Consider the following 20,147-nt stretch of genomic DNA (forward strand, 5'->3'; position numbering starts at 1 on the left):
GCCCGGTGCGGAAACGCTCAAACGTTCCCTTCAGCCGTATGCCGTCTGCGGGCCGGTGGGGGTTGCTCGCGCAGTTCCCCGCGCCCCTTGCAGGGGCGCCTTACGCGGCCCTGCGTTTCTGGTATTCGGAGATTTCGACCATCGGCGGACGTTCCTCCGTGTCCACCGAGTACGTGCGCGGCTCGAAACCGTCCCCGCCCCGTTCGAACTGGGTGAGGGCCGGGCGGATCAGGTGGCCGCGGGCCAGCCGGAGCTGGGCCGTGCGGTAGATCGCGGCGGACATCCTGCCCAGCGCCTGCCCGTCCTGGTGGCGGTGCTTGCGCACGCCCACGTCGACCTGGGCGAGCGCGTCCAGGCCCACCAGGTGCAGGGCGTCGATCAGCATGCCCAGCTCGATCCCGTACCCGACGGGGAAGGGGAGCTGTTCGAGCAGCGAGCGGCGGGCCGCGTACTCCCCGCCGAGCGGCTGCACGAAGCCGGCCAGCTGCGGCCAGTGCATGTTGAGGAGGGGGCGGGCCATGAGTTCGGTGACCCGGCCGCCCTGCCCCGCCGCACCGCCGAGCGGACGGTCGTACATCGCCTTGACGAGGTCCACACCGGGCTCGGTGAGCAGCGGCCCCACGATCCCGGAGACGAAGTCCGAGGAGAACTCCTTCAGGTCCGCGTCGATGAAACAGACGATGTCCCCGCTCGTCACGAGGAGGGAACGCCACAGCACCTCGCCCTTGCCGGGCACGGTCGGGATGCGCGGCAGGATCTCGTCCCGGTGCACCACGCGCGCGCCCGCCGCGGCGGCCACCTGCGAGGTGCGGTCGGTCGAGCCCGAGTCGACGACGACGATCTCGTCGACGAGGGGCACCTGCTGCATCAGGTCGTGGCGGATGATGGCGACGATCTCGCCGACCGTCTCCTCCTCGTTCAGCGCAGGCAGGACGACGCTCACCGAGGAGCCCGTGGCCCGTTTGGCGGACATGAGTCTGTGGAGCGGGCGATCGGTCACGGACCAGGAGCGATTGCTCAGCCAGCGCTCAGTTTCCTTCAGCACAGTCTGCGGCTCCTCACTGTCTGATCACCCGGTGTCTCACGGTGTGATCCATCTCGCGGTTCGGACGACTATCTCAACTGTCCTGGCCTTCGGTTACAGTCTTGAACAACGCGGATGACCATCGCATGTCGTAGATCATTTGCGGACCACCGCACCACCCGCACGACACAACCGAATACCGCTCATCCAGAGGGGCAGAGGGATACGGCCCGATGAAGCCCCGGCAACCCTCCAGCTGGTTCCTGTCACATTGATGTGGCGAGGCTCCCGGCTAGGGAAGGTGCCAAATCCGTCTCACGGCGAAGTGCGTCGTGAGGAAGATGAGGAGAAAGGGCCTCGCCTCCATGGCTGCGCAGACTGTTGCAAGTTCGACTGTTGCAAGCACCACGAACCCTGTCGCGGGCGACACCACCACCGTAGTCGGTGTGGATCTCGGACCCGCCGCCGCGCTTTCCTGCCGCGAGTGCGGGCACCGCGTGCCGCTCGGCCCGGTCTTCGCCTGCGAGGAGTGTTTCGGCCCGCTGGAGATCGCGTACGACTTCTCGGCCTACGAAACCGAAGAGCTCCGGGCACGTATCGAAGCGGGCCCCGCGAACATCTGGCGCTACGCGCCGCTGCTCCCCGTCCCGGCCGACGTCGCCGACAAGCCGAACATCAACCCCGGCTGGACCAAGCTGGTCAAGGCCGACAATCTCGCCCGCGAGCTGGGCGTCGAGGCCGGCAAGCTCTTCGTCAAGGACGACTCCGGCAACCCGACGCACTCCTTCAAGGACCGCGTCGTCGCCCAGGCCATCGAGGCCGCCCGCGCGTTCGACTTCACGACCCTTTCCTGCTCCTCCACCGGCAACCTCGCCGGCGCCGTGGGCGCCGCCGCCGCCCGCGCCGGCTTCCGCTCCTGCGTGTTCATCCCGCACGACCTGGAGCAGGGCAAGGTCGTCATGGCCGCGATCTACGGCGGCGAGCTCGTCGGCATCGAGGGCAACTACGACGACGTGAACCGCTTCTGCTCCGAGCTGATCGGCGACCCGGCCGGCGAGGGCTGGGGCTTCGTCAACGTCAACCTGCGGCCGTACTACGCGGAGGGCTCCAAGACCCTCGCGTACGAGATCTGCGAGCAGCTGGGGTGGAAGCTCCCCGACCAGCTGGTGATCCCCATCGCCTCCGGCTCCCAGCTCACGAAGATCGACAAGGGTCTTCAGGAGCTGATCAAGCTCGGACTGGTCGAGGACAAGCCGTACAAGATCTTCGGTGCCCAGGCCGAGGGCTGCTCGCCGGTGTCCGTCGCCTACAAGGCCGGCCACGACGTCGTACGGCCCCAGAAGCCGAACACCATCGCCAAGTCGCTCGCCATCGGCAACCCGGCCGACGGGCCGTACGTGCTGGACATCGCGCGGCGCACGGGTGGGGCCGTGGAGGATGTGAACGACGAGCAGGTCGTCGATGCGATCAAGTTGCTCGCGCGTACGGAGGGGATCTTTGCGGAGACGGCGGGTGGGGTGACCGTGGGTGTCACCAAGAAGCTGATCGAGAACGGGCTGCTCGACCCGAGTCTGACGACCGTGGTCCTGAACACCGGGGACGGGCTCAAGACCCTGGATGCGGTGGCCGGCACGGGTCTGACGGCGACCATTCGTCCGAGCCTGGACTCCTTCCGGGAAGCTGGGCTTGCGTAAGCGCTTCGTTGGAAGGGCTGTCTTTCGGCTGCGGGCTGGTGGGGGCTGGTCGCGCAGTTCCCCGCGCCCCTGACGGGGCGCTCCCCATCCGTACGCCAAAATCCGACCGGGAGGTCACCGCATGAGCGTCAACGTCCGCATCCCCACCATCCTGCGCACCTACACCGGTGGTCAGGCCGAGGTGACGGCCGAGGGTGGGACCCTCGGCGAGGTCATCGCGGATCTGGAGAAGAACCACACGGGTATCGCCGCGCGCGTCCTGGACGACCAGGGCAAGCTGCGCCGGTTCGTCAACGTCTACGTGAACGACGACGACGTCCGCTTCGAGCAGGGTCTGGAGACGGCGACGCCGGACGGCGCGGGCGTCTCGATCATCCCCGCCGTCGCCGGTGGCTGACCGCCCCGCGAGCCGTTACCCAGGGTGAGATAGTTACCCTTGGTAATGCCAATTACCGAGAGTTCATCGAATTGCCCCCTCCGCGAGAGAAGCGGAGGGGGCAATTCTGCATGGTTGAGCGCGGTACAGTTGGGGAACCCGCTCCACTTTGCATGCCGGGCGCATATGAGTTCGCGCCCGAAGTCCGGCAAGAAGTAGCCAAAGTGTCCCGCGCTTTTGAGCCTTATATGGCTTTTATGGGGCCCGACTTGCCCTGAATCTTCGCAAATTCTCCCTATATTCCCGATCGGTCGTGCCCGGAATTCTCGTCCGATTGACCTGTTGCAGACGGCAGTTGGACAGATACATTCAGCCGCGGTCGACGCGTTCCGGCGCACACCCCCAACCGTTGGGGGGTGAGGTCTGACCCGGGTCCGCGAAGTGCGGTCCTGTGCAAGGGCCAGTAATAGGGGAGTTAGGCATGGCTCAGGGCACCGTCAAGTGGTTCAACGCGGAGAAGGGGTACGGCTTCATCGCGGTCGACGGTGGTGCGGATGTTTTCGTCCACTACAGCGCGATTCAGATGGACGGCTACCGCACCCTGGAAGAGGGTCAGCGGGTCGATTTCGAGATCTCGCAGGGCCAGAAAGGGCCGCAGGCGGACATGGTCCGGCTCGCGACCAGCTGAAGCACGCGCCGACTGACTGTTCGACGTGACGAAGGGCTCGTATCCCATGGGGTACGAGCCCTTCGGTCTGCCCGCGCACTGTCGTGGGCCCGCTCGCGCACCGGCGCGACGCGCGGGTTGCGCGCCCCTTCTCACCTGCGGATCAAGGGAAGGCGCTTGCACTCGGCAGGGGCGAGTGCTAATCATTGGCGTTAGCACTCTGAAGGTGAGAGTGATAACGAAGGACCGGGTCGGTGAGGCCCGCAGGCCAGGTGGTGCAAGGAACCACGGGGCAGGCAGGCCGTCCGTCGCGGGCGCCAGCGCGGTCCGGAGCAATCCACCCCAGTCCGGGAGGACCACTTCACATGGCCAAGATCATCGCGTTCGACGAGGAGGCACGGCGCGGTCTCGAGCGCGGGATGAACCAGCTCGCCGACGCCGTCAAGGTCACCCTTGGCCCCAAGGGCCGCAACGTCGTCCTCGAGAAGAAGTGGGGCGCCCCCACGATCACCAACGATGGTGTTTCCATCGCCAAGGAGATCGAGCTCGAGGACCCGTACGAGAAGATCGGCGCCGAGCTGGTCAAGGAAGTCGCCAAGAAGACGGACGACGTCGCCGGTGACGGTACGACCACGGCGACCGTTCTCGCCCAGGCTCTCGTCCGCGAGGGCCTGCGCAACGTAGCCGCCGGCGCCAACCCGATGGCTCTCAAGCGCGGTATCGAGAAGGCCGTCGAGGCCGTCTCCGGTGCCCTCCTTGAGCAGGCCAAGGATGTCGAGACCAAGGAGCAGATCGCCTCCACGGCCTCCATCTCCGCCGCCGACACCCAGATCGGCGAGCTCATCGCCGAGGCGATGGACAAGGTCGGCAAGGAAGGCGTCATCACCGTCGAGGAGTCCCAGACCTTCGGTCTGGAGCTTGAGCTCACCGAGGGTATGCGCTTCGACAAGGGCTACATCTCGGCGTACTTCGCCACCGACATGGAGCGTATGGAGGCCGTCCTCGACGACCCGTACATCCTGATCGCCAACTCGAAGATCAGCAACGTCAAGGACCTGCTGCCGCTCCTCGAGAAGGTCATGCAGTCCGGCAAGCCGCTGCTGATCATCGCCGAGGACGTCGAGGGCGAGGCCCTGTCGACCCTGGTCGTCAACAAGATCCGTGGCACCTTCAAGTCCGTCGCCGTCAAGGCTCCGGGCTTCGGTGACCGCCGCAAGGCCATGCTCGGCGACATCGCCATCCTCACGGGCGGCGAGGTCATCTCCGAGGAGGTCGGCCTCAAGCTGGAGAACGCGGGTCTGGACCTGCTGGGCCGTGCCCGCAAGGTCGTCATCACCAAGGACGAGACCACGATCGTGGACGGCTCCGGCTCCGCCGACCAGGTCCAGGGCCGGGTCAACCAGATCCGTGCCGAGATCGAGAACTCCGACTCGGACTACGACCGCGAGAAGCTCCAGGAGCGCCTGGCGAAGCTGGCCGGCGGCGTGGCCGTCATCAAGGCCGGTGCCGCCACCGAGGTCGAGCTCAAGGAGCGCAAGCACCGCATCGAGGACGCCGTTCGCAACGCGAAGGCGGCCGTCGAGGAGGGCATCGTCGCCGGTGGTGGCGTGGCCCTCATCCAGGCCTCCTCGGTCTTCGAGAAGCTCGAGCTCTCGGGTGACGAGGCGACCGGCGCCAACGCCGTGCGGCTCGCCCTGGAGGCCCCGCTCAAGCAGATCGCCGTCAACGGTGGTCTCGAGGGTGGCGTCATCGTCGAGAAGGTGCGCAACCTGCCCGTCGGCCACGGCCTGAACGCCGCGACCGGTGAGTACGTCGACATGATCGCCGAAGGCATCATCGACCCGGCGAAGGTGACGCGCTCTGCCCTGCAGAACGCCGCCTCCATCGCCGCGCTGTTCCTGACCACCGAGGCCGTCATCGCCGACAAGCCGGAGAAGGCCTCCGCGGCCGCTCCGGGCGGCATGCCGGGCGGTGACATGGACTTCTGATCCTTCCGAGGATCGGTTTTCCTGCCGAGGGCGGTACTCCCTGGAAACAGGGGGTACCGCCCTCGGGCGTGTCCGGGGTCACAGGGCGACGTGCCGGGCGGCCGGAATGACATGAACGGCCGGAGAGTTGTGGTTGACGCACCATCGATGCATGCGCACATACCATCCGGTACCCGAGGAGCCCCCACACGTGTCTACGACTGCCCCCGCCTCCCGCGCGGCCGAGATCCTGTCCCGCCCTGTCTCGCTGAACGGCCTGACCGTCCCGAACCGGATCGCGATGGCACCGATGACCCGGCAGTTCTCCCCGGGCGGCGTCCCCGGTGAGGACGTGGCCGGGTACTACGCCCGCCGCGCCGCCGCGGGCGTGGGCCTCATCGTCACCGAGGGCACGTACGTCGGCCACGACTCGGCGGGCGAGAGCGACCGCGTCCCGCGCTTCCACGGCGCGGAGCAGCTCGCGGGCTGGACGAAGGTCGCCGACGCGGTGCACGCGGCGGGCGGCACGATCGTTCCGCAGCTGTGGCACATCGGCATGGTGCGCAAGGCGGGACGGCCGCCGTACGCCGACGCCCCCGCGGTCGGCCCCTCCGGCATCCGTCTCGACGGCACCGAGGGCACCGGCAAGGCCATGACCCAGACCGACCTGGACGAGGTCATCGCCGCGTTCGCCGAGGCCGCCGCCACCGCCGAGCGGATCGGCTTCGACGGCGTCGAACTGCACGGCGCGCACGGCTATCTGCTCGACCAGTTCCTGTGGGCGGGCACCAACCGGCGTACGGACGCCTACGGCGGTGACCCCGTCGCCCGTACGAAGTTCGCGGCGGAGATCGTCGCCGCGGTCCGTGACTCGGTCTCGGCCGACTTCCCCGTCCTCTTCCGCTACTCGCAGTGGAAGTCGGACAACTACGACGCCCGGCTCGCCGAGACCCCGGAGGAGCTGGAGGCCATCCTGACCCCGCTCGCCGCCGCCGGCGTCGACGCCTTCCACGCCTCCACCCGCCGCTACTGGCTCCCCGAGTTCGACGGCTCCGACCTGAACCTCGCGGGCTGGACCAAGAAGCTCACGGGCAAGCCCACCATCACCGTCGGCTCGGTCGGCCTCGACGGCGACTTCATCAAGGCCTTCATGGGCGAGAGCTCCAAGGTGGCCTCCCTCGACAACCTCCTCGACCGCCTGGAGCGCGACGAGTTCGACCTCGTCGCCGTGGGCCGTGCCCTCCTCCAGGACCCGGAGTGGGCGGCGAAGGTACTGGACGGACGGCTCGAGGAGCTGGGGTCGTACGACCCGAAGGCGCTGAGCACGCTCAGCTGAACCTCGGGCCGACCGGACGGGACCTGACCCCGTCCGGACCCGGCCCGACCGGATCGGACCGGACGTGACCCGACCTGTCCGAAATCGCATCCAGGCGATCACCCTCCCCATCCCCGGGGGGTGATCGCCTGGTTGTTTCGTAGCACGCTGTTCCCTCAAGGACCCGTTCCGTTCCACCCGTACCCAGGGAGCCGTCGTGACGTCAGCAGGAGCGAGCGTGGTGCGTACCCACGCCGGTGCGGTGCGTGGTCGCCGGGAGGACGGGCTGGTGGTCTTCCGGGGTATTCCGTTCGCCGAACCGCCGGTGGGGGACGCGCGGTTCGCCGCCCCGCGTCCGGTGACCGCCTGGGACGGCACCCGCGACGCCTTCGCCTTCGGGCCGCCGCCCCCGCAGGAGTCGGGATTCCAGGGCCGTACCGGGGTGATCGACGCCCCCATGGGCGACGACTGGCTGACCGTGAACGTCTGGACGCCCGACCCGGACCCGGCCGCCCGCCGTCCGGTGATGGTCTGGATCTACGGCGGCGCCTACAAGCTCGGCCACTCCGGCAGCCCCGGATACGACGCCCGCCGCATCGCCCGTGACGGCGACCTGATCGTCGTCACCCTCAACTACCGCCTCGGCGTGGAGGGTTTCGCCCGGATCGACGGAGCCCCCGCCAACCGGGGGCTGCTCGACCAGGTCGCGGCCCTGGAATGGGTACGGGAGAACATCGCGGCCTTCGGCGGCGACCCCGGCCGGGTCACCGTCTTCGGCGAGTCCGCGGGCGCCGGGTCCGTCGCCTCACTGCTGGCCATGCCCGGCGCGGCCGGGCTGTTCGGCCGGGCGATCGCGCAGAGCGTGCCCGGCCCCTTCTTCTCCGACGACCTCGCCCGCGACATCGCCGCCGCCATCGCCGCCGAGGCTGGCCTGCGCCCGACGGCCGCCGACCTGTCCTCGGTGGATCCCCGCCGACTGACCGCCGTGGGCGAGGCGTTGGGGCCCAAGATGCGGGAGTTCGAGGACAGATGGGGCATGGTCGCCCACACGCTGACCGCCTTCTCGCCCGTCGTCGACGGAGAGGTACTGCCGACCGCCCCCTGGCAGGCGCTGGCGGCCGGCTCGGCACGGGACGTGGAACTGATCGTCGGGCACACACGGAACGAGTACCGGCTGTTCGCCGCGCTGGGCGGCCAACTCGGGACGATCACGGACGAGCAGGCGACGGCGGCACTGCGCACCTTCGGACCGGGACCGGGAGTGGGAGTGGGACCGGGGTCGGGGTCAGGCTCCGGGGCTGACGGCGAGCGGGCCTACCGCGCCGCTTTCCCTGACGCCTCTCCCGAGGAGCTCTACGAGTGGGTGCACTCCGACGCGGTGTTCCGTATGCCCTCGTTGCGCCTGGCCGAGGCGCAGATCGCGGGCGGTGGCCGCGCGCACGTCTACGAGCTGGCCTGGCCCGCGCCCGCCTACGGAGGCGCGCTGGGTGCCTGCCACGGCCTCGACGTACCGCTGCTGTTCGGAACCTTCGCCGCCGACCTCGGCCTGATGCTGTTCGCCGGGGTCGGGTCGTCCCCGGAGGCCGAGGCCCTGTCGTCCCGCTTCCGCGCGGCCTGGACGGCGTTCGCCACGACCGGAGACCCGGGCTGGCCCGCGTACGACACCGAGCGGCGGCCGACCCAGGTCTTCGACACGGACTCCGCGGTCACCCCGTACCCGCACGAGACCTCGCGCCGCCTCTGGGAGCACCATGACTTCGGGGCGCTGCCGTTGTTCGGTCAGTCGGCGTAGTCCTTGAGTTCCTCGGTGTTGAGGGTGATACCGACGGGGGCGGGAAGCTCCACGACAGATCCCCAACGGTAGGAGGGGGACTGCTGGTATCGGCCGTCCTTGGGTTCGCTGAACACCACGACGGTGTTGTTGTCACGGTCGACGAGGAGGTAGATCGGGATGCCGGCCGCCGCATAGCCGGCCGGCTTGTCCACCCGGTCTCGGCGGTCGGTGTCCCGGTCGTGAGAGGTGATTTCTACGGCCATGAGGATGCCTTCGGAGTCGGACCACTCGCCGTGGCCCCTGAAGTGGCCCCGCTGCGCGACGGCCCCATCCGTGCGGGCGCGGCCGTTGCGGTAGGCCTCCGCCTTGATGCCGGACTCGGGATACAGGCGAAGGTCAGGGCGATACTGCATGCACTGCTCCTGCAGCCAGACGAAGATCTCGCGGTGGTTGCCGTCCGGCATTGCCTTGACCTCTAGTTTTCCTTTGATGTACTCCAGCCGAACGGTCTCGGGGGCTGCAGCGGCGAGTTCCTCGAACTCGTCGATGTCGAGAGGTCCGTGCCTGACGCACAGCCTTCCCCCGAGGAATTCCAGCCTGTTCCGCAGCTCCCTTGGAGCCCTGCGGACTAGTTCTTCGAAGTCCTCGGCAGACATCTGCGGGCGTTCGGCGGTGTCAGGGGTCATGGTGTTGCCTCCTTCCTCCCATCGTGCCCCGGCTGTGTGCTTCCGGACCGTTGGAGCGGTCATGCGCGTGCCCTTTCTCGTCGGTCGGCCATCGCCGCGCGGGCCGCGGCGGCGTGGGCGTGGACTGCGGTGGATGTCAGGGGGCCGGTGGGACGTGGGGCGGTGTCGCCCCGGCACGGCCCGCAGACGCCGCCGGGCAGGGCCTCCGGGCGGCCCGGAACCCGGCACTTCGCGCACTCCAGGATGCGGAGGGGCGGGCGTGGTGGTGGCGTCTCTCGTACGGGTTCCGGTGGGAGCTTGGCGGTCAGGCGGGTGCGGACGAGGGCGGCCGGGCTGTGGACGGGGACGGGGAGGCCCGCAGTCAGGGCCCGGAGTACGTGCTCGTCGGTGGCGCCCCTCGCGAACCACTCCGTGAGCAGGGGCGCGAGGTCGGCGCAGTCCCGGGCGGAGAGGGACAGGGCCGGGGTCGTGCGGCCCAGTGCCGCCAGCAGGATGTGGGCGCGGGAGCGGTTGGGGGCGGACGACCGGTCCGGGGGCTCCTGCGGTACGTCGCCGCGTGTGAACGTCGCCCACCAGCCGTCGTCGCGTGCCGTTCGGGTGAACCACGATCGGGTGACCCAGCGGGAGCCGCCCGACTCGGTCAGATGTTCGCGGCCCCGGCGCAAGTGGCCCGCCCGAGTGAGGTTGTTGAGAGCGGTGCGCAGGGCGCATTGGCCGTACGGGAGCTCCTTGGCCAGCGTCTTTACGGAGATGTCGGCGCCGTCGGGGAGCCGGTCGACGTACGCGGCGATCGCTGCCTCGCGGGGCGGGAGGTGCACGAAGTCGTGGTTGGTGCGTGGGCGTTGGTCCGGGGCGCTGCGTTTTCCGTAACCCGGGTTGGCCATCGGGTGGGGGAGGGCGTGCGCAGGGCGGGGGGCAGCACTAAAGTTGGCTTCAGCCATGGGGCGATGTCTCGATCGTCTCGTGGTTAAACCCCCGCAGGTGTTACCGCACCGGGCGGGGGTTGTTCGTTATTCGGGCACGCCAAGGCCTGGTGACTGTGCGTGGCAAGTTGGTCGCTTCAAGTCAACTCGCCAGGGTGGGAGGGTGGGTTGGGGCCCACCACCCGTTCCTTTCAGGAGTGCTCGGAGTTCGGCACTTGAGCTTCGGGCCTGGAGTTGGGTGCCACGGACTCAGTCGTGCCGGGCCTCGGTCAGCGGGATGCCGTGGCGGGAGGCGAGGGCGCGGACCGTGTCCGAGAGCTGGCACAACTCCAGGCGGCCCTGGAAGGCGTCGGCATCGTCCTGCCCTCGCTGCGGGTCGATCCGGTGACCGGTGCGAGCGAGGAGCCGTTCGCGCTGGTCGCACTCGGGCGGTGCAACGTGCGTACCGCGGTGCGGCTGGCGGACGTGTTGCGTGCGTGTGCGCCGGAGGAGGCGCTGCGGGCGCGGGTCAGGGAGGCCAACCGGGAGTCCGAGCGTGCGAGATCGCGCCAAAATTGCTGACAATTTTGTGGGCGATTGGTTCGGTTTGCTGGTCGGCGAGGCAAGACGCCCGTGGTTGTGGCTGGTCAGGGCGGTGGCCGGATCCCGGTGCCGTCACTGGAGACGCAAAGGAAGGCTTAAGGAACGGCTGTTGTCCTGGGGCCTCGTTGCTCGAACGAGCCGCGAAGACAGGAGACGATAGTGAAGTCAGTGAAGCGCAGGGCAGTGGTCATGGGGCTCACCGTGGGTGCCGCGGTGCCGGCGGTCGGGTTCGCCTCCGGTGCGCGGGCGGCGAGCCGAACGTCCGCGGCGGCGTCCGCGGCGTCCACGGACTCCTCCCTGGTCTTCGATCCGAGCAGCTACACGGAGTTGACCACCAGCATCACGGACACCACCGGCACCGCCCACGAGGTCGTCTACCACTTCTACAAAGTGGCCTCGTACGTGGCCGACCCGGTGGACGCCACCTACCAGTCCCTCAACGTCAGCGTTCCGGTGAAGATCGACGGGAGCGTCGTGGACGCGTCCGGCGCTCCCATCCTCTTCGCCAACCAGGTCGGCGGCTACATGCCGTCGTCCGTCGCGAACGCCACCGGAATCGGCGGAGCCATGGGCCCCGGCGGCCCGGGCGGGCCCGCTCCCGCTGCCGTCTCCGCCGCGAGCCGCCAGCAGCTGGCGCTCGCCGCCGGGTACGTCGTCGTGGAGCCGGGCGCACGCGGGCGGTCGCTGGTCGACTCCAGCGGGACGTACTACGGCACCGCGCCCGCCGCCATCGTCGACCTCAAGGCCGCGGTGCGGTACGTGAAGTTCAACAAGGGGCGCGTCCCGGGCAACGTGGACCGGATCGTCTCCGCGGGAGTCAGCGCAGGCGGCGCGCTGTCCTCGCTGCTCGGCGCGTCCGGCGACAGTCCGGTCTACGACTCCTATCTGGAGGAGCTGGGCGCGGCCGACGCGAGCGACGCCATCTTCGCCACCGGTGCCTGGTGCCCGATCACCGACCTCGAACACGCCGACATGGCGTACGAGTGGAACTGGGGCGCCAACCTGCTGAGCAGTGGCTCGGTCGTCGACCAGACCGTCTCCAAGGCGCTGAGCAGCGCGTACGGCGACTATCTCGCCTCCCTGAGGCTGACGGCGAAGGGCTTCGGCACCCTTACGGCGCGCAACCTCGACGAGTACCTGGTCAGGACCCACCTGGAGCCGTCGGCCACCAAGTACCTCGCGGCGCTGTCGGACGCGGACCGCGCGACCTATCTGGCCGCGAACCCGTTCATCACGTGGTCCGGCGGCAGGGCGGCCTTCTCCTGGGCCGACTTCCTCACCCACGTGGGCGCCCGCAAGAAGGACACCCCGGCGTTCGACGCCTTCGACCTGTCCGCCGGTGAGAACAACGAGTTCGGCACGGGGACCACCGCCAACCGGCACTTCACCCTCTACAGCCTCCGCCACGAAGAGGGTGCCAGTGCGCGCCTCGACAGTGACATCCCCGCGAAGCTCCATCTGATGAACCCGATGTACCACCTCGTGGACAAGGTCAACGAGAACCGGTCGAAGCACTGGTGGATCCGCCTCGGCACCAAGGACAGTGACACCGCGCTCACCGTCGCGAGCAACCTCGCCGCCCGCCTGAAGAACCTCGGCGACGACGTCGACACCTCGTACTACTGGGACGCCGGCCACGGCGCGGACAACGACCCGGGCGACTTCGTCAAGTGGATCGCGACGGTGTCGGGCTACAGGTCCTAGCCTGGAGGTATGGGCGGTGGCCTCGTCACGCTGTTCCTGGCCGGTGATGTGATGCTCGGCCGGGGAGTCGACCAGATTCTTCCGCACCCCGGCGATCCGAAGCTGCGGGAGTCGTACATCAAGGACGCCCGCGCCTATGTGGAGCTGGCCGAGGCGGCGAACGGCCTGATTCCCCGCCCGGCCGGCTTCACCTGGCCCTGGGGCGACGCGCTGGACGTGCTCGCCGCGGTGGCCCCCGACGCCAGGATCCTCAACCTGGAGACCGCCGTCACGCGCAACGACGAGGCCGCGCCCGGCAAAGAGGTCCACTACCGGATGCACCCGGCCAACCTGCCCGCCCTCGCCGCCGCCGGTCCGCACGCCTGTGCCCTGGCCAACAACCATGTGCTGGACTACGGCCGCCGCGGGCTGGAGGAGACCCTCGGCGCCCTGGCGGACGCCGGTCTTCGCGCGCCGGGAGCGGGGCGGGACGCCGACGAGGCCCGGCGTCCCGCGATCGTCCCCGTCACGGGCGGCCGGCGCGTCCTGGTCTTCTCCGTGGGGGTGGCCTCCAGTGGCATACCCCGCGGCTGGGCCGCCACGGCACAGCGCAGCGGGGTCGACTTCGTCGCCGAGCCGTCGGACGCCGCCGCGGCCGGGATCGCGACCCGGCTGCGTCCGGCCAAGCGGCCGGGCGACATCGTGGTCGTCTCGGTCCACTGGGGCTCCAACTGGGGCTACCTCGTCCCGCGTGACCAGGTCCGCTTTCGGCCATGCGCTCGTCGACGGCGGCGCGGACGTCGTGCACGGGCACTCCTCGCACCATCCGCGGCCGTTGGAGTCGTACCGGGGAAAGCTCATCACCCACGGCTGCGGCGACCTGATCAACGACTACGAGGGCATCGGCGGCTACGAGGAGTACCGGGACGATCTCCGGTTGCTGTACTTCGTCACCGTGGACCCGGTCGACGGCAGGTTCCACGACGTGCGCGTCGTCCCGATGCGGTCCCGGCGGATGCGGCTGGAGCGGGCGACGGTCGAGGACTCGCGGTGGGTGCGGGACGTTCTGGGCCGGATCAGCCGGGCCTACGGTTCACGCGTCGAACTCGACCCGGACGGCACCCTCACCGTCCGGCCGGCTCTGGGAGCCGCGAGTGGCAGCGCTCCATAATGGACTTGTCCGCCCGGAAATGATTTTTCCGCCCTGCAGTGCGGAGCGGACTTCACTCGGGACTCGGGGACCTCACCTCACCCGGGAGGCGACCATGTACTTCGCTGATCGAACCGACGCGGGCCGGCAGCTCGCCGCCCGGCTGCACCACCTCAAGGGCCAGGACCTCGTGGTCGTGGGACTTCCCCGCGGCGGCGTCCCGGTCGCCGCGCAGGTCGCCGAGGCCCTCGGCGCTCCGCTCGACGTCTGCCTCGTGCGCAAGCTGGGGGTGCCCTTCCAGCCGGAGCTGGCCATGGGCGCCATCGGCGAGGAAGGCGTCCGCGTCATCAACGAAGAGGTGCTGCGGGGGACGGGTGTGACGGACCGTGCCCTGGCGGCGGTGGAGGAACACGAGCGCGGCGTCCTGCAGCAGCGGGCCCGCCACTACCGGGGCGAGCGGCAGCCGGCCCGGTACGAGGGCCGGACGGTCCTGGTGGTGGACGACGGGCTGGCGACCGGCTCCACGGCACTCGCTGCCTGCCGGATCGCGCGCGCCCGCGGCGCGTCGCGGATCGTGCTGGCGGTTCCCGTGGCGCCGCACGACTGGTCGGCCCGCCTCGGAGGCGCGGCGGACGAAGGCGTCTGCCTGCACACCCCCCGGTTGTTCTACGCGATCGGCCAGTTCTACACGGACTTCGGGCAGACGAGCGACGAGGAGGTCATCGCCTGCCTGGAGCACAACCGCGCGGCGCACGCCACGTCCGACGCCTCGCCGGCCGCGGGCGGCGCCTCCCCGGAGCACGCTCCCCCGCCCTATGACGGGGAGGTCCGGATACCGGCCACGGGCGCCGCGCTCGACGGGCGGTTGACGCTGCCCCGCGGCGCCCCCGGGATCGTCCTCTTCGCCCACGGCAGCGGCAGCAGCAGGAAGAGTCCACGCAACCGCTTCGTCGCCACCGGGCTGAACCGCGCCGGTCTCGGCACCCTTCTGTTCGATCTGCTCACCGAGGCTGAGGCGGTGAATCGGGACAACGTGTTCGACACGGAGCTGCTCGCCCACCGCCTGATCCAGGCGACCGCATGGCTGCGTGAGCAGCCCGGCACCGAAGGCATGGAGTTCGGCTACTTCGGTGCCAGCACAGGCGCCGCCGCCGCGCTGTGGGCCGCGGCGGAGCCCGCGGCGGACGTCGCGGCAGTCGTCTCCCGCGGGGGCAGGCCTGATCTGGCCGGCGCCAGGCTGCCGGAGGTGAAGGCTCCGACGCTGCTCGTCGTCGGGGGCCGTGACCACGTCGTACTGGACCTCAACCGGCAGGCCGCGGCGCGCCTGAGCTGTGAGCATCAGCTGGCCGTCGTCCCCGGTGCCACCCATCTCTTCGAGGAACCCGGCACCCTGGAATCGGTCACCGAGCTGGCCACGGACTGGTTCAGCAGGCATCTCGCCTCCGCCGTCCCGCGCGCGGGAGCCCGCAGGTGACCGGCTACAGGTTGCCCATCGGCTCGATGTCCACCTTCACCGGTGTGCCCCAGATGCGCAGCACCTCGTAGTCCGTGAACTCGTGGACCAGGCGGTAGGCCATGCCGGGGCGCGGGGTGCGGCGCTCCGCGGAGAGATACCGCTCCGCCTCGACGCGGTCGCGGCGCGGGGTGCCGCACAGCTGCCACGCCTGGCCGGTCCACACCTCCGGCAGCCAGCGCTGCTGGGGCTGGGGGCGGTCGGCCCGCACGCCGTACCGGGACATCGTGCGCTCGGGCGCGTCGTCGGCGCCGCTGGGGCGGCCCTGCGGGAAGGCGTCGTTGACCTCGGTGCGGCGGGCGGTGCGCCGCCGTGTCTCGCAGAGCAGGCAGAGGTCGACGGCGCCCTCGTCCACCGGGCCATTGGGGTGCTCGGCGCAGCGCGTCGTGGGCACCGCCGTCGTCACCGTCTCCTCCAGCAGGTCCAGCGCCCGCTTCAGGTCGGCCTTCACCTCGTGCAGCTTCGCGTCGGGCGTGTCGGCGCTCAGCGCGTCGCCGTGCTCGCCGAGCACGCGCAGGGCGCGGCCGAGGGCGGTCAGCTGTGCGTGGTTCACGGTGGTGGATTCCCTCCCGGGTCGGTGTCCTGCCCCTCCTTCGAAGAATCGCACACACCACTGACAGTGCCCCCGACCGTCTTCCCGAGGCCGAAGAAGTACGTCGCCGCGAACCCCACCACGTACCCCGTCAGCAGCCCGCCCGCGTAGATCGCCGCCGTCAGGGCCAGTCCGCCCGTGCCCTTGAGCAGGGGGAACAGCGCCCAGCCCGAGGGGCCGATCGCCGTGGAGCCGATCTTGTCGCCGAGCATCGAGAAGAAGCCGACGAAGGCGCCGCCCGCCGCCCCGCCCGCGCAGGCGGTGACGAAGGGGCGGCCGAGGGGGAGCGAGACGCCGTAGATCAGGGGTTCGCCGACGCCCAGGAGGCCCGCGGGCAGCGCCGATCTGATCGTCGTACGGAGGGACCGGTCGTGGTGGAGGCGGACGTAGACCGCGAGTGCCGCGCCGACCTGCCCGGCGCCCGCCATCGCCAGGACGGGGAGCAGGACCGTGTAGCCCTGCTGCTGGATGAGGGTGGTGTGCAGCGGGATCAGGGCCTGGTGCAGGCCCAGCATCACCAGAGGGAGGAACAGGCCGCCCATGACCAGGCCCGCGAAGACGCCCGTGTGGTCGAGGAGCCAGTTCGCGCCCGTCCCGATGGCCGTCGACAGCTCGCCGGCCGTGTACATCAGGGCGTAGAGCGTCACCAGGCCGGTGAGCAGGACGGTGAGGGTGGGGGTGACGAGGACGTCGAGGGCTTCGGGGACCCAGCGGCGGCACCACTTCTCCACGTACGTTCCCAGGAGCGCGGCGGCCAGTGCGCCGAGTACCCCGCCCTGGCCCGGCGCCAGGGTCATGCCGAAGGCCGTCACCTTCGCGACCCCCGCGTACACGACGATCGCCGCCACCGCCCCGCCCAGGACCGGGGTGCCGCCGAACTCCTTCGCCGTGTTGTGGCCGACGAACACGGCGATCAGGGCCATGAAGCCGGAGGCGATCGCGGCGAGGGCCGGGGTGAGGGAGGGGAGCCACCCCAGATTGACCAGCAGGCCGCCCAGGCCCGCGATGACTCCGCAGCCGATCAGGGCGGGGATCAGGGGGACGAAGATGTTCGCGATCCGGCGGAGGAGGAGTTTGAGGGGGGTCGCGTTGCGCTGTTGCCGGGCCGCCTTCCACTCGGCGCCGCGTGCGGCCAGCGCGTCGGCCGTGCCGGTGACCGGCGCGTCGGCCGTGCCGGTGACGAGCGCCTCGAACTCGGGGGTCACCCGCGCGACCGTGCCCGGCCCCAGGACGATCTGGTAGCTGTCGTCGTCCGCGACCACCCCCAGTACGGCGGGCAGGGACCTGAGAGCGTCCTCGCGTACGAGCGTCCGGTCCCGCAGGCCCAGGCGCAGGCGGGTCATGCAGTGGGCGACGGAGGTGACGTTCGCGGCGCCGCCGACCAGGGGGAGGATCGCGGCGGCCGTGGCGGCATGGGGGGTGAGGTCGTTCGTTGTGCGCACTCCACGAGGGTGCTGATCAGCCCGTCGATGCGGCGAGCGCCGCGCGCAGATGGCCGTCGCTCTCCTCCAGAAGGCGGGCCGCCGTGGGCCCGTCCACGCCGCCGAGGATGGTGAGGATGGCGTTCTTCACCTCGCCGTCGGTGGCCGCGAGGGCCTGTTCGATCTCCTCGTCCGAGGCGCCGGTCGCGAGGGCGACGATACGGCGGGAGCGGGCCCGCAGCTTCTCGTTCGAGGCGCGGACGTCGACCATCAGGTTCCCGTACGTCTTGCCGAGACGGATCATCGTGATGGTCGAGAGCATGTTCAGGACGAGTTTCTGCGCCGTGCCCGCCTTGAGGCGGGTCGAGCCGGTCAGCAGCTCGGGCCCGACGACGATCTCGATGCCGTGCTCAGCCGCGGCGGCCAGCGCGCTGTGCGCGTTGCAGGACAGGCCGATCGTCAACGCGCCGCGCGCGCGGGCGTGTTCGACCGCGCCGACGGCGTACGGGGTGCGGCCGGAGGCGGAGACGCCGACCACCGTGTCGTCGGGGGTCAGGGAGAGCTCCTTCAGGTCGGCCTCGGCCAGCTCCTTGGAGTCCTCGGCGCCCTCGACCGAGGTGACCATGGCGCTCGGGCCGCCCGCGATCAGGCCCACGACCTCGGACGGGTCGGTGTTGAAGGTGGGCGGACACTCGGAGGCGTCCAGCACGCCGAGGCGGCCCGCGGTGCCCGCGCCCGCGTAGATCAGCCGGCCGCCGCGGGACATGCGCTCGGCCACGGCGTCGATCGCGGCGGCGATACGGGGCAGCTGGGTCGCGACGGCCGTCGGCACGGTCGCGTCCTCGGCGTTCATGATCTTCGCGATCTCCAGCGTCGACAGCCGGTCGATCTCGGACAGCTCAGGACGGAACGCCTCAGTGGTCAACGTCTCCAACTCGGCCCGCAGGGAGTGGTGGTTGGAGGAGGCGTCGGCGGTGGAGGAGGTCATGACGAACGGCTCTTTTCAACGCGGGGTGGTAAAGCGCCCCTTCAGGGGCGCGGGGAACTGCGCGACCAGCCACATTCGGCCCGCAGCGTGACGACGGCATCCAGTTTTCCCAGGCTCCCAGCGGAGCGTTACCGCATACGGCCCCGAGGACTGTGGCGGTGCGCCAGCGCCTCGTACGACGCGGACAGCGCCGGCGCCGCCGTCTCGTACGTCCGCTGGGCGACCCCCACGAACAGACAGTCCACCACCAGCAACTGGCTGGTGCGTGACGACATCGCCGCGGGACGCAACTCGCTCTCGCGGGCCGTGGACGTGGTGAGTATGTGATCGGCGTACTGCGTGACGGGCCCGTTCGGGCGGCCGGTGATCGCGACCGTCGTCGCCCCGCGTTCGAAGGCGACCCGCAGTGGCTCGATGACGTCGCCCGTCGAGCCGGAGTGGGTGATCGCGATCGCCACGTCCTTGGCCCGCAGTTGCACCGCGTTGGTGACGGCGAGGTGCGGATCGCTGTGCGGGTGGGCTATGAGTCCGATGCGCAGCAGCTTCTGGGCCAGGTCCTGGGCGACGAGGCCGGACGCGCCGACGCCGTAGATGTCGATCCGGCGGGCGGCGGCGAGTGCGGTGACGGCCGCGCCCAGCTGGACCGTGTCGAGCCCTGCCGCGGTGTCGGCGAGGGTCTGCTGCTCGTCGTACGCGAGTTTCGCGACGACGTCCGCGATGGGGTCGTCGACCGCGATGTCCGCGGTGACGGCGGGGGCGCGGCCCGACTGCTGCTGGGCGGCGAGGCCGGCGAGCGCGAGGCGCAGGTCGCGGTAGCCGGGGTAGCCCAGCAGGCGGGCGGTGCGCACGACCGTGGCCTCGCTCGTGCCGGTGAGTTCGGCGAGGCCGGTGACCGTGAGGGCCGCGCAGCCCGCCGGGTCGCCGGCGACGGCCTCGGCGACCCGTTGCATGGAGCGGGTCATCGACGGGGCGAGCGTCCGCACCTTGGCCGCGAGAGCCGCGGGAGCGGGCGGAGCCTCACCGGCGAAAATTTCCTTCACTTCTTGGGTCACTTGTGAAAGATATTTTCTGCTGGGGTATGCGGTCAAGGGTGCGCACAATGGGTGCATGGACCCCACCAACCATCCCCTCAGCCCCTTGGAGCAGGCGTTGCACGCGGCCCGCGCCCTCGTTCTCGCCGATCTCGTCGCGGGTGAGGTCGCCGAGGCGGATGTCGTCTCGCTCGTCGAGGACTCGGTGGTGCAGCGCCGATGGTGGGTCGAGCAATGGCCGGAGGGCGTCGGCTATGTGGCCGGGCTCGTCGCCCAGGACGTACAGGACGCGCTGCTGGAGCGGTACGGGCGCTGGCCGCTGTGCCCGGTCTGCGGCTCGGGCGACCCGCACGCCCTCGACGTAGAGCCGGAGCTCGGGCCCGACCCGCACTGGGTCTGCCACAAGGCGGGCGTGAAGGTCGCGTCCGTGGGATGCCTGGGGTCGGCGACCGGCGAGACGCCGTCCTCGTGACCGTCTACATCGACCCACCCGCCTGGCCGGGGCACGGGCGCCTCTGGTCGCACCTGGTCAGCGACGTCTCGTACGACGAACTGCACCTGTTCGCAGCGGACTTGGGCGTACCGCCGCGCGCCTTCGAGCGCGACCACTACGACCTCCCCTCCCACCGGTACGCGGACGCCGTGCGCGCCGGGGCGGTGGAGGTCAGCAGCCGCGAGGTGGTGCGGCTGCTGTACGGCGCGGGGCTGCGCCGGCGCAAGTACGTCGGTCGGTAGGAGGACCGGTCGCCCCACCCCGGTGG

Annotated in this window: 18 protein-coding genes, 1 pseudogene and 1 riboswitch; of the genes and pseudogenes, 12 read left to right on the forward strand and 7 right to left on the reverse strand. The window is 70.2% G+C overall.

Annotated features, from left to right (window positions below):
- Positions 1-100 precede the first annotated feature (100 nt).
- Positions 101-1,045: a glucosyl-3-phosphoglycerate synthase gene (locus tag KVT44_RS15460; protein WP_099921975.1), complete on the reverse strand. Its 945-nt coding sequence runs from the start codon at positions 1,043-1,045 to the stop codon at positions 101-103.
- Between the two features lie 179 nt (positions 1,046-1,224).
- Positions 1,225-1,372: riboswitch (SAM riboswitch) on the forward strand.
- A 17-nt stretch (positions 1,373-1,389) separates the two neighbouring features.
- Here KVT44_RS15460 and thrC point away from each other — a divergent pair.
- The 6 genes from thrC to KVT44_RS15490 all read left to right on the forward strand — a co-directional run bounded on the left by thrC (position 1,390) and on the right by KVT44_RS15490 (position 8,835).
- Complete coding sequence (thrC, locus tag KVT44_RS15465) at positions 1,390-2,718, forward strand: threonine synthase (RefSeq protein ID WP_217567469.1); 1,329 nt, start codon at positions 1,390-1,392, stop codon at positions 2,716-2,718.
- A 121-nt stretch (positions 2,719-2,839) separates the two neighbouring features.
- Positions 2,840-3,115, forward strand: a complete 276-nt coding sequence (locus tag KVT44_RS15470) for a MoaD/ThiS family protein (protein WP_030941262.1) — start codon at positions 2,840-2,842, stop codon at positions 3,113-3,115.
- 460 nt (positions 3,116-3,575) lie between these two features.
- Positions 3,576-3,782 carry a cold-shock protein gene (locus KVT44_RS15475; protein ID WP_019057200.1) on the forward strand — a complete coding sequence of 69 codons (207 nt, stop codon included), beginning with the start codon at positions 3,576-3,578 and terminating at the stop codon, positions 3,780-3,782.
- Between the two features lie 344 nt (positions 3,783-4,126).
- Positions 4,127-5,749 carry a chaperonin GroEL gene (gene groL / locus KVT44_RS15480; protein ID WP_054235146.1) on the forward strand — a complete coding sequence of 541 codons (1,623 nt, stop codon included), beginning with the start codon at positions 4,127-4,129 and terminating at the stop codon, positions 5,747-5,749.
- Between the two features lie 151 nt (positions 5,750-5,900).
- The gene (locus tag KVT44_RS15485; protein WP_217567470.1) at positions 5,901-7,064 is read left to right on the forward strand and encodes an NADH:flavin oxidoreductase; all 1,164 of its coding nucleotides are present in this window, start codon (positions 5,901-5,903) and stop codon (positions 7,062-7,064) included.
- Positions 7,065-7,305: 241 nt separating this feature from the next.
- Positions 7,306-8,835: a carboxylesterase family protein gene (locus KVT44_RS15490; protein WP_308314024.1), complete on the forward strand. Its 1,530-nt coding sequence runs from the start codon at positions 7,306-7,308 to the stop codon at positions 8,833-8,835.
- On the opposite strand, the gene KVT44_RS15495 is transcribed toward KVT44_RS15490, so the two are convergent.
- Together KVT44_RS15495 and KVT44_RS15500 are read right to left on the reverse strand one after the other, a co-directional pair.
- Complete coding sequence (locus tag KVT44_RS15495; RefSeq protein ID WP_254649430.1) at positions 8,823-9,503, reverse strand: Uma2 family endonuclease; 681 nt, start codon at positions 9,501-9,503, stop codon at positions 8,823-8,825. The two genes, KVT44_RS15490 and KVT44_RS15495, sit on opposite strands and share 13 nt — an antisense overlap.
- A gap of 59 nt (positions 9,504-9,562) precedes the next feature.
- Positions 9,563-10,444, reverse strand: coding sequence for a hypothetical protein (locus tag KVT44_RS15500; protein ID WP_254649431.1), 882 nt, complete (start codon positions 10,442-10,444; stop codon positions 9,563-9,565).
- A gap of 264 nt (positions 10,445-10,708) precedes the next feature.
- Here KVT44_RS15500 and KVT44_RS15505 point away from each other — a divergent pair, with 264 nt between their 5' ends.
- From KVT44_RS15505 to KVT44_RS15520, 4 genes and pseudogenes are all read left to right on the forward strand, one after another.
- Positions 10,709-10,987 (forward strand): hypothetical protein, encoded by a 279-nt coding sequence (locus KVT44_RS15505; protein ID WP_217567578.1) that lies wholly within the window; start codon positions 10,709-10,711, stop codon positions 10,985-10,987.
- Between the two features lie 189 nt (positions 10,988-11,176).
- Complete coding sequence (locus tag KVT44_RS15510) at positions 11,177-12,712, forward strand: subtype B tannase (protein WP_308314025.1); 1,536 nt, start codon at positions 11,177-11,179, stop codon at positions 12,710-12,712.
- A 9-nt stretch (positions 12,713-12,721) separates the two neighbouring features.
- Positions 12,722-13,862 (forward strand): annotated as a pseudogene (locus KVT44_RS15515) (CapA family protein).
- Positions 13,863-13,956: 94 nt separating this feature from the next.
- Positions 13,957-15,315 carry a phosphoribosyltransferase family protein gene (locus KVT44_RS15520; protein ID WP_217567472.1) on the forward strand — a complete coding sequence of 453 codons (1,359 nt, stop codon included), beginning with the start codon at positions 13,957-13,959 and terminating at the stop codon, positions 15,313-15,315.
- 4 nt (positions 15,316-15,319) lie between these two features.
- On the opposite strand, the gene KVT44_RS15525 is transcribed toward KVT44_RS15520, so the two are convergent.
- The 4 genes from KVT44_RS15525 to KVT44_RS15540 form a co-directional block, all read right to left on the reverse strand.
- Positions 15,320-15,907 (reverse strand): hypothetical protein, encoded by a 588-nt coding sequence (locus tag KVT44_RS15525; protein WP_217567473.1) that lies wholly within the window; start codon positions 15,905-15,907, stop codon positions 15,320-15,322.
- Positions 15,904-17,388, reverse strand: coding sequence for a PTS transporter subunit EIIC (locus tag KVT44_RS15530; protein WP_217567474.1), 1,485 nt, complete (start codon positions 17,386-17,388; stop codon positions 15,904-15,906). The genes KVT44_RS15525 and KVT44_RS15530 overlap by 4 nt, the downstream gene beginning before the upstream one ends.
- A gap of 16 nt (positions 17,389-17,404) precedes the next feature.
- Positions 17,405-18,355 carry an N-acetylmuramic acid 6-phosphate etherase gene (gene murQ, locus KVT44_RS15535; protein ID WP_217567475.1) on the reverse strand — a complete coding sequence of 317 codons (951 nt, stop codon included), beginning with the start codon at positions 18,353-18,355 and terminating at the stop codon, positions 17,405-17,407.
- Between the two features lie 128 nt (positions 18,356-18,483).
- Entirely contained in the window at positions 18,484-19,407 is a 924-nt protein-coding gene (locus tag KVT44_RS15540) for a MurR/RpiR family transcriptional regulator (RefSeq protein ID WP_217567476.1), read from the reverse strand.
- 55 nt (positions 19,408-19,462) lie between these two features.
- On the opposite strand from KVT44_RS15540, the gene KVT44_RS15545 reads away from it, so the two are divergent.
- Both KVT44_RS15545 and KVT44_RS15550 read left to right on the forward strand, forming a co-directional pair.
- Entirely contained in the window at positions 19,463-19,858 is a 396-nt protein-coding gene (locus tag KVT44_RS15545; RefSeq protein ID WP_217567477.1) for a hypothetical protein, read from the forward strand.
- Positions 19,855-20,121 (forward strand): DUF4031 domain-containing protein, encoded by a 267-nt coding sequence (locus KVT44_RS15550; protein ID WP_054235190.1) that lies wholly within the window; start codon positions 19,855-19,857, stop codon positions 20,119-20,121. Before KVT44_RS15545 ends, KVT44_RS15550 begins: the two co-directional genes overlap by 4 nt.
- Positions 20,122-20,147: the final 26 nt, after the last annotated feature.

It is taken from the genome of Streptomyces sp. GbtcB7, assembly GCF_019091445.1.
Lineage (GTDB): Bacteria > Actinomycetota > Actinomycetes > Streptomycetales > Streptomycetaceae > Streptomyces > Streptomyces mirabilis.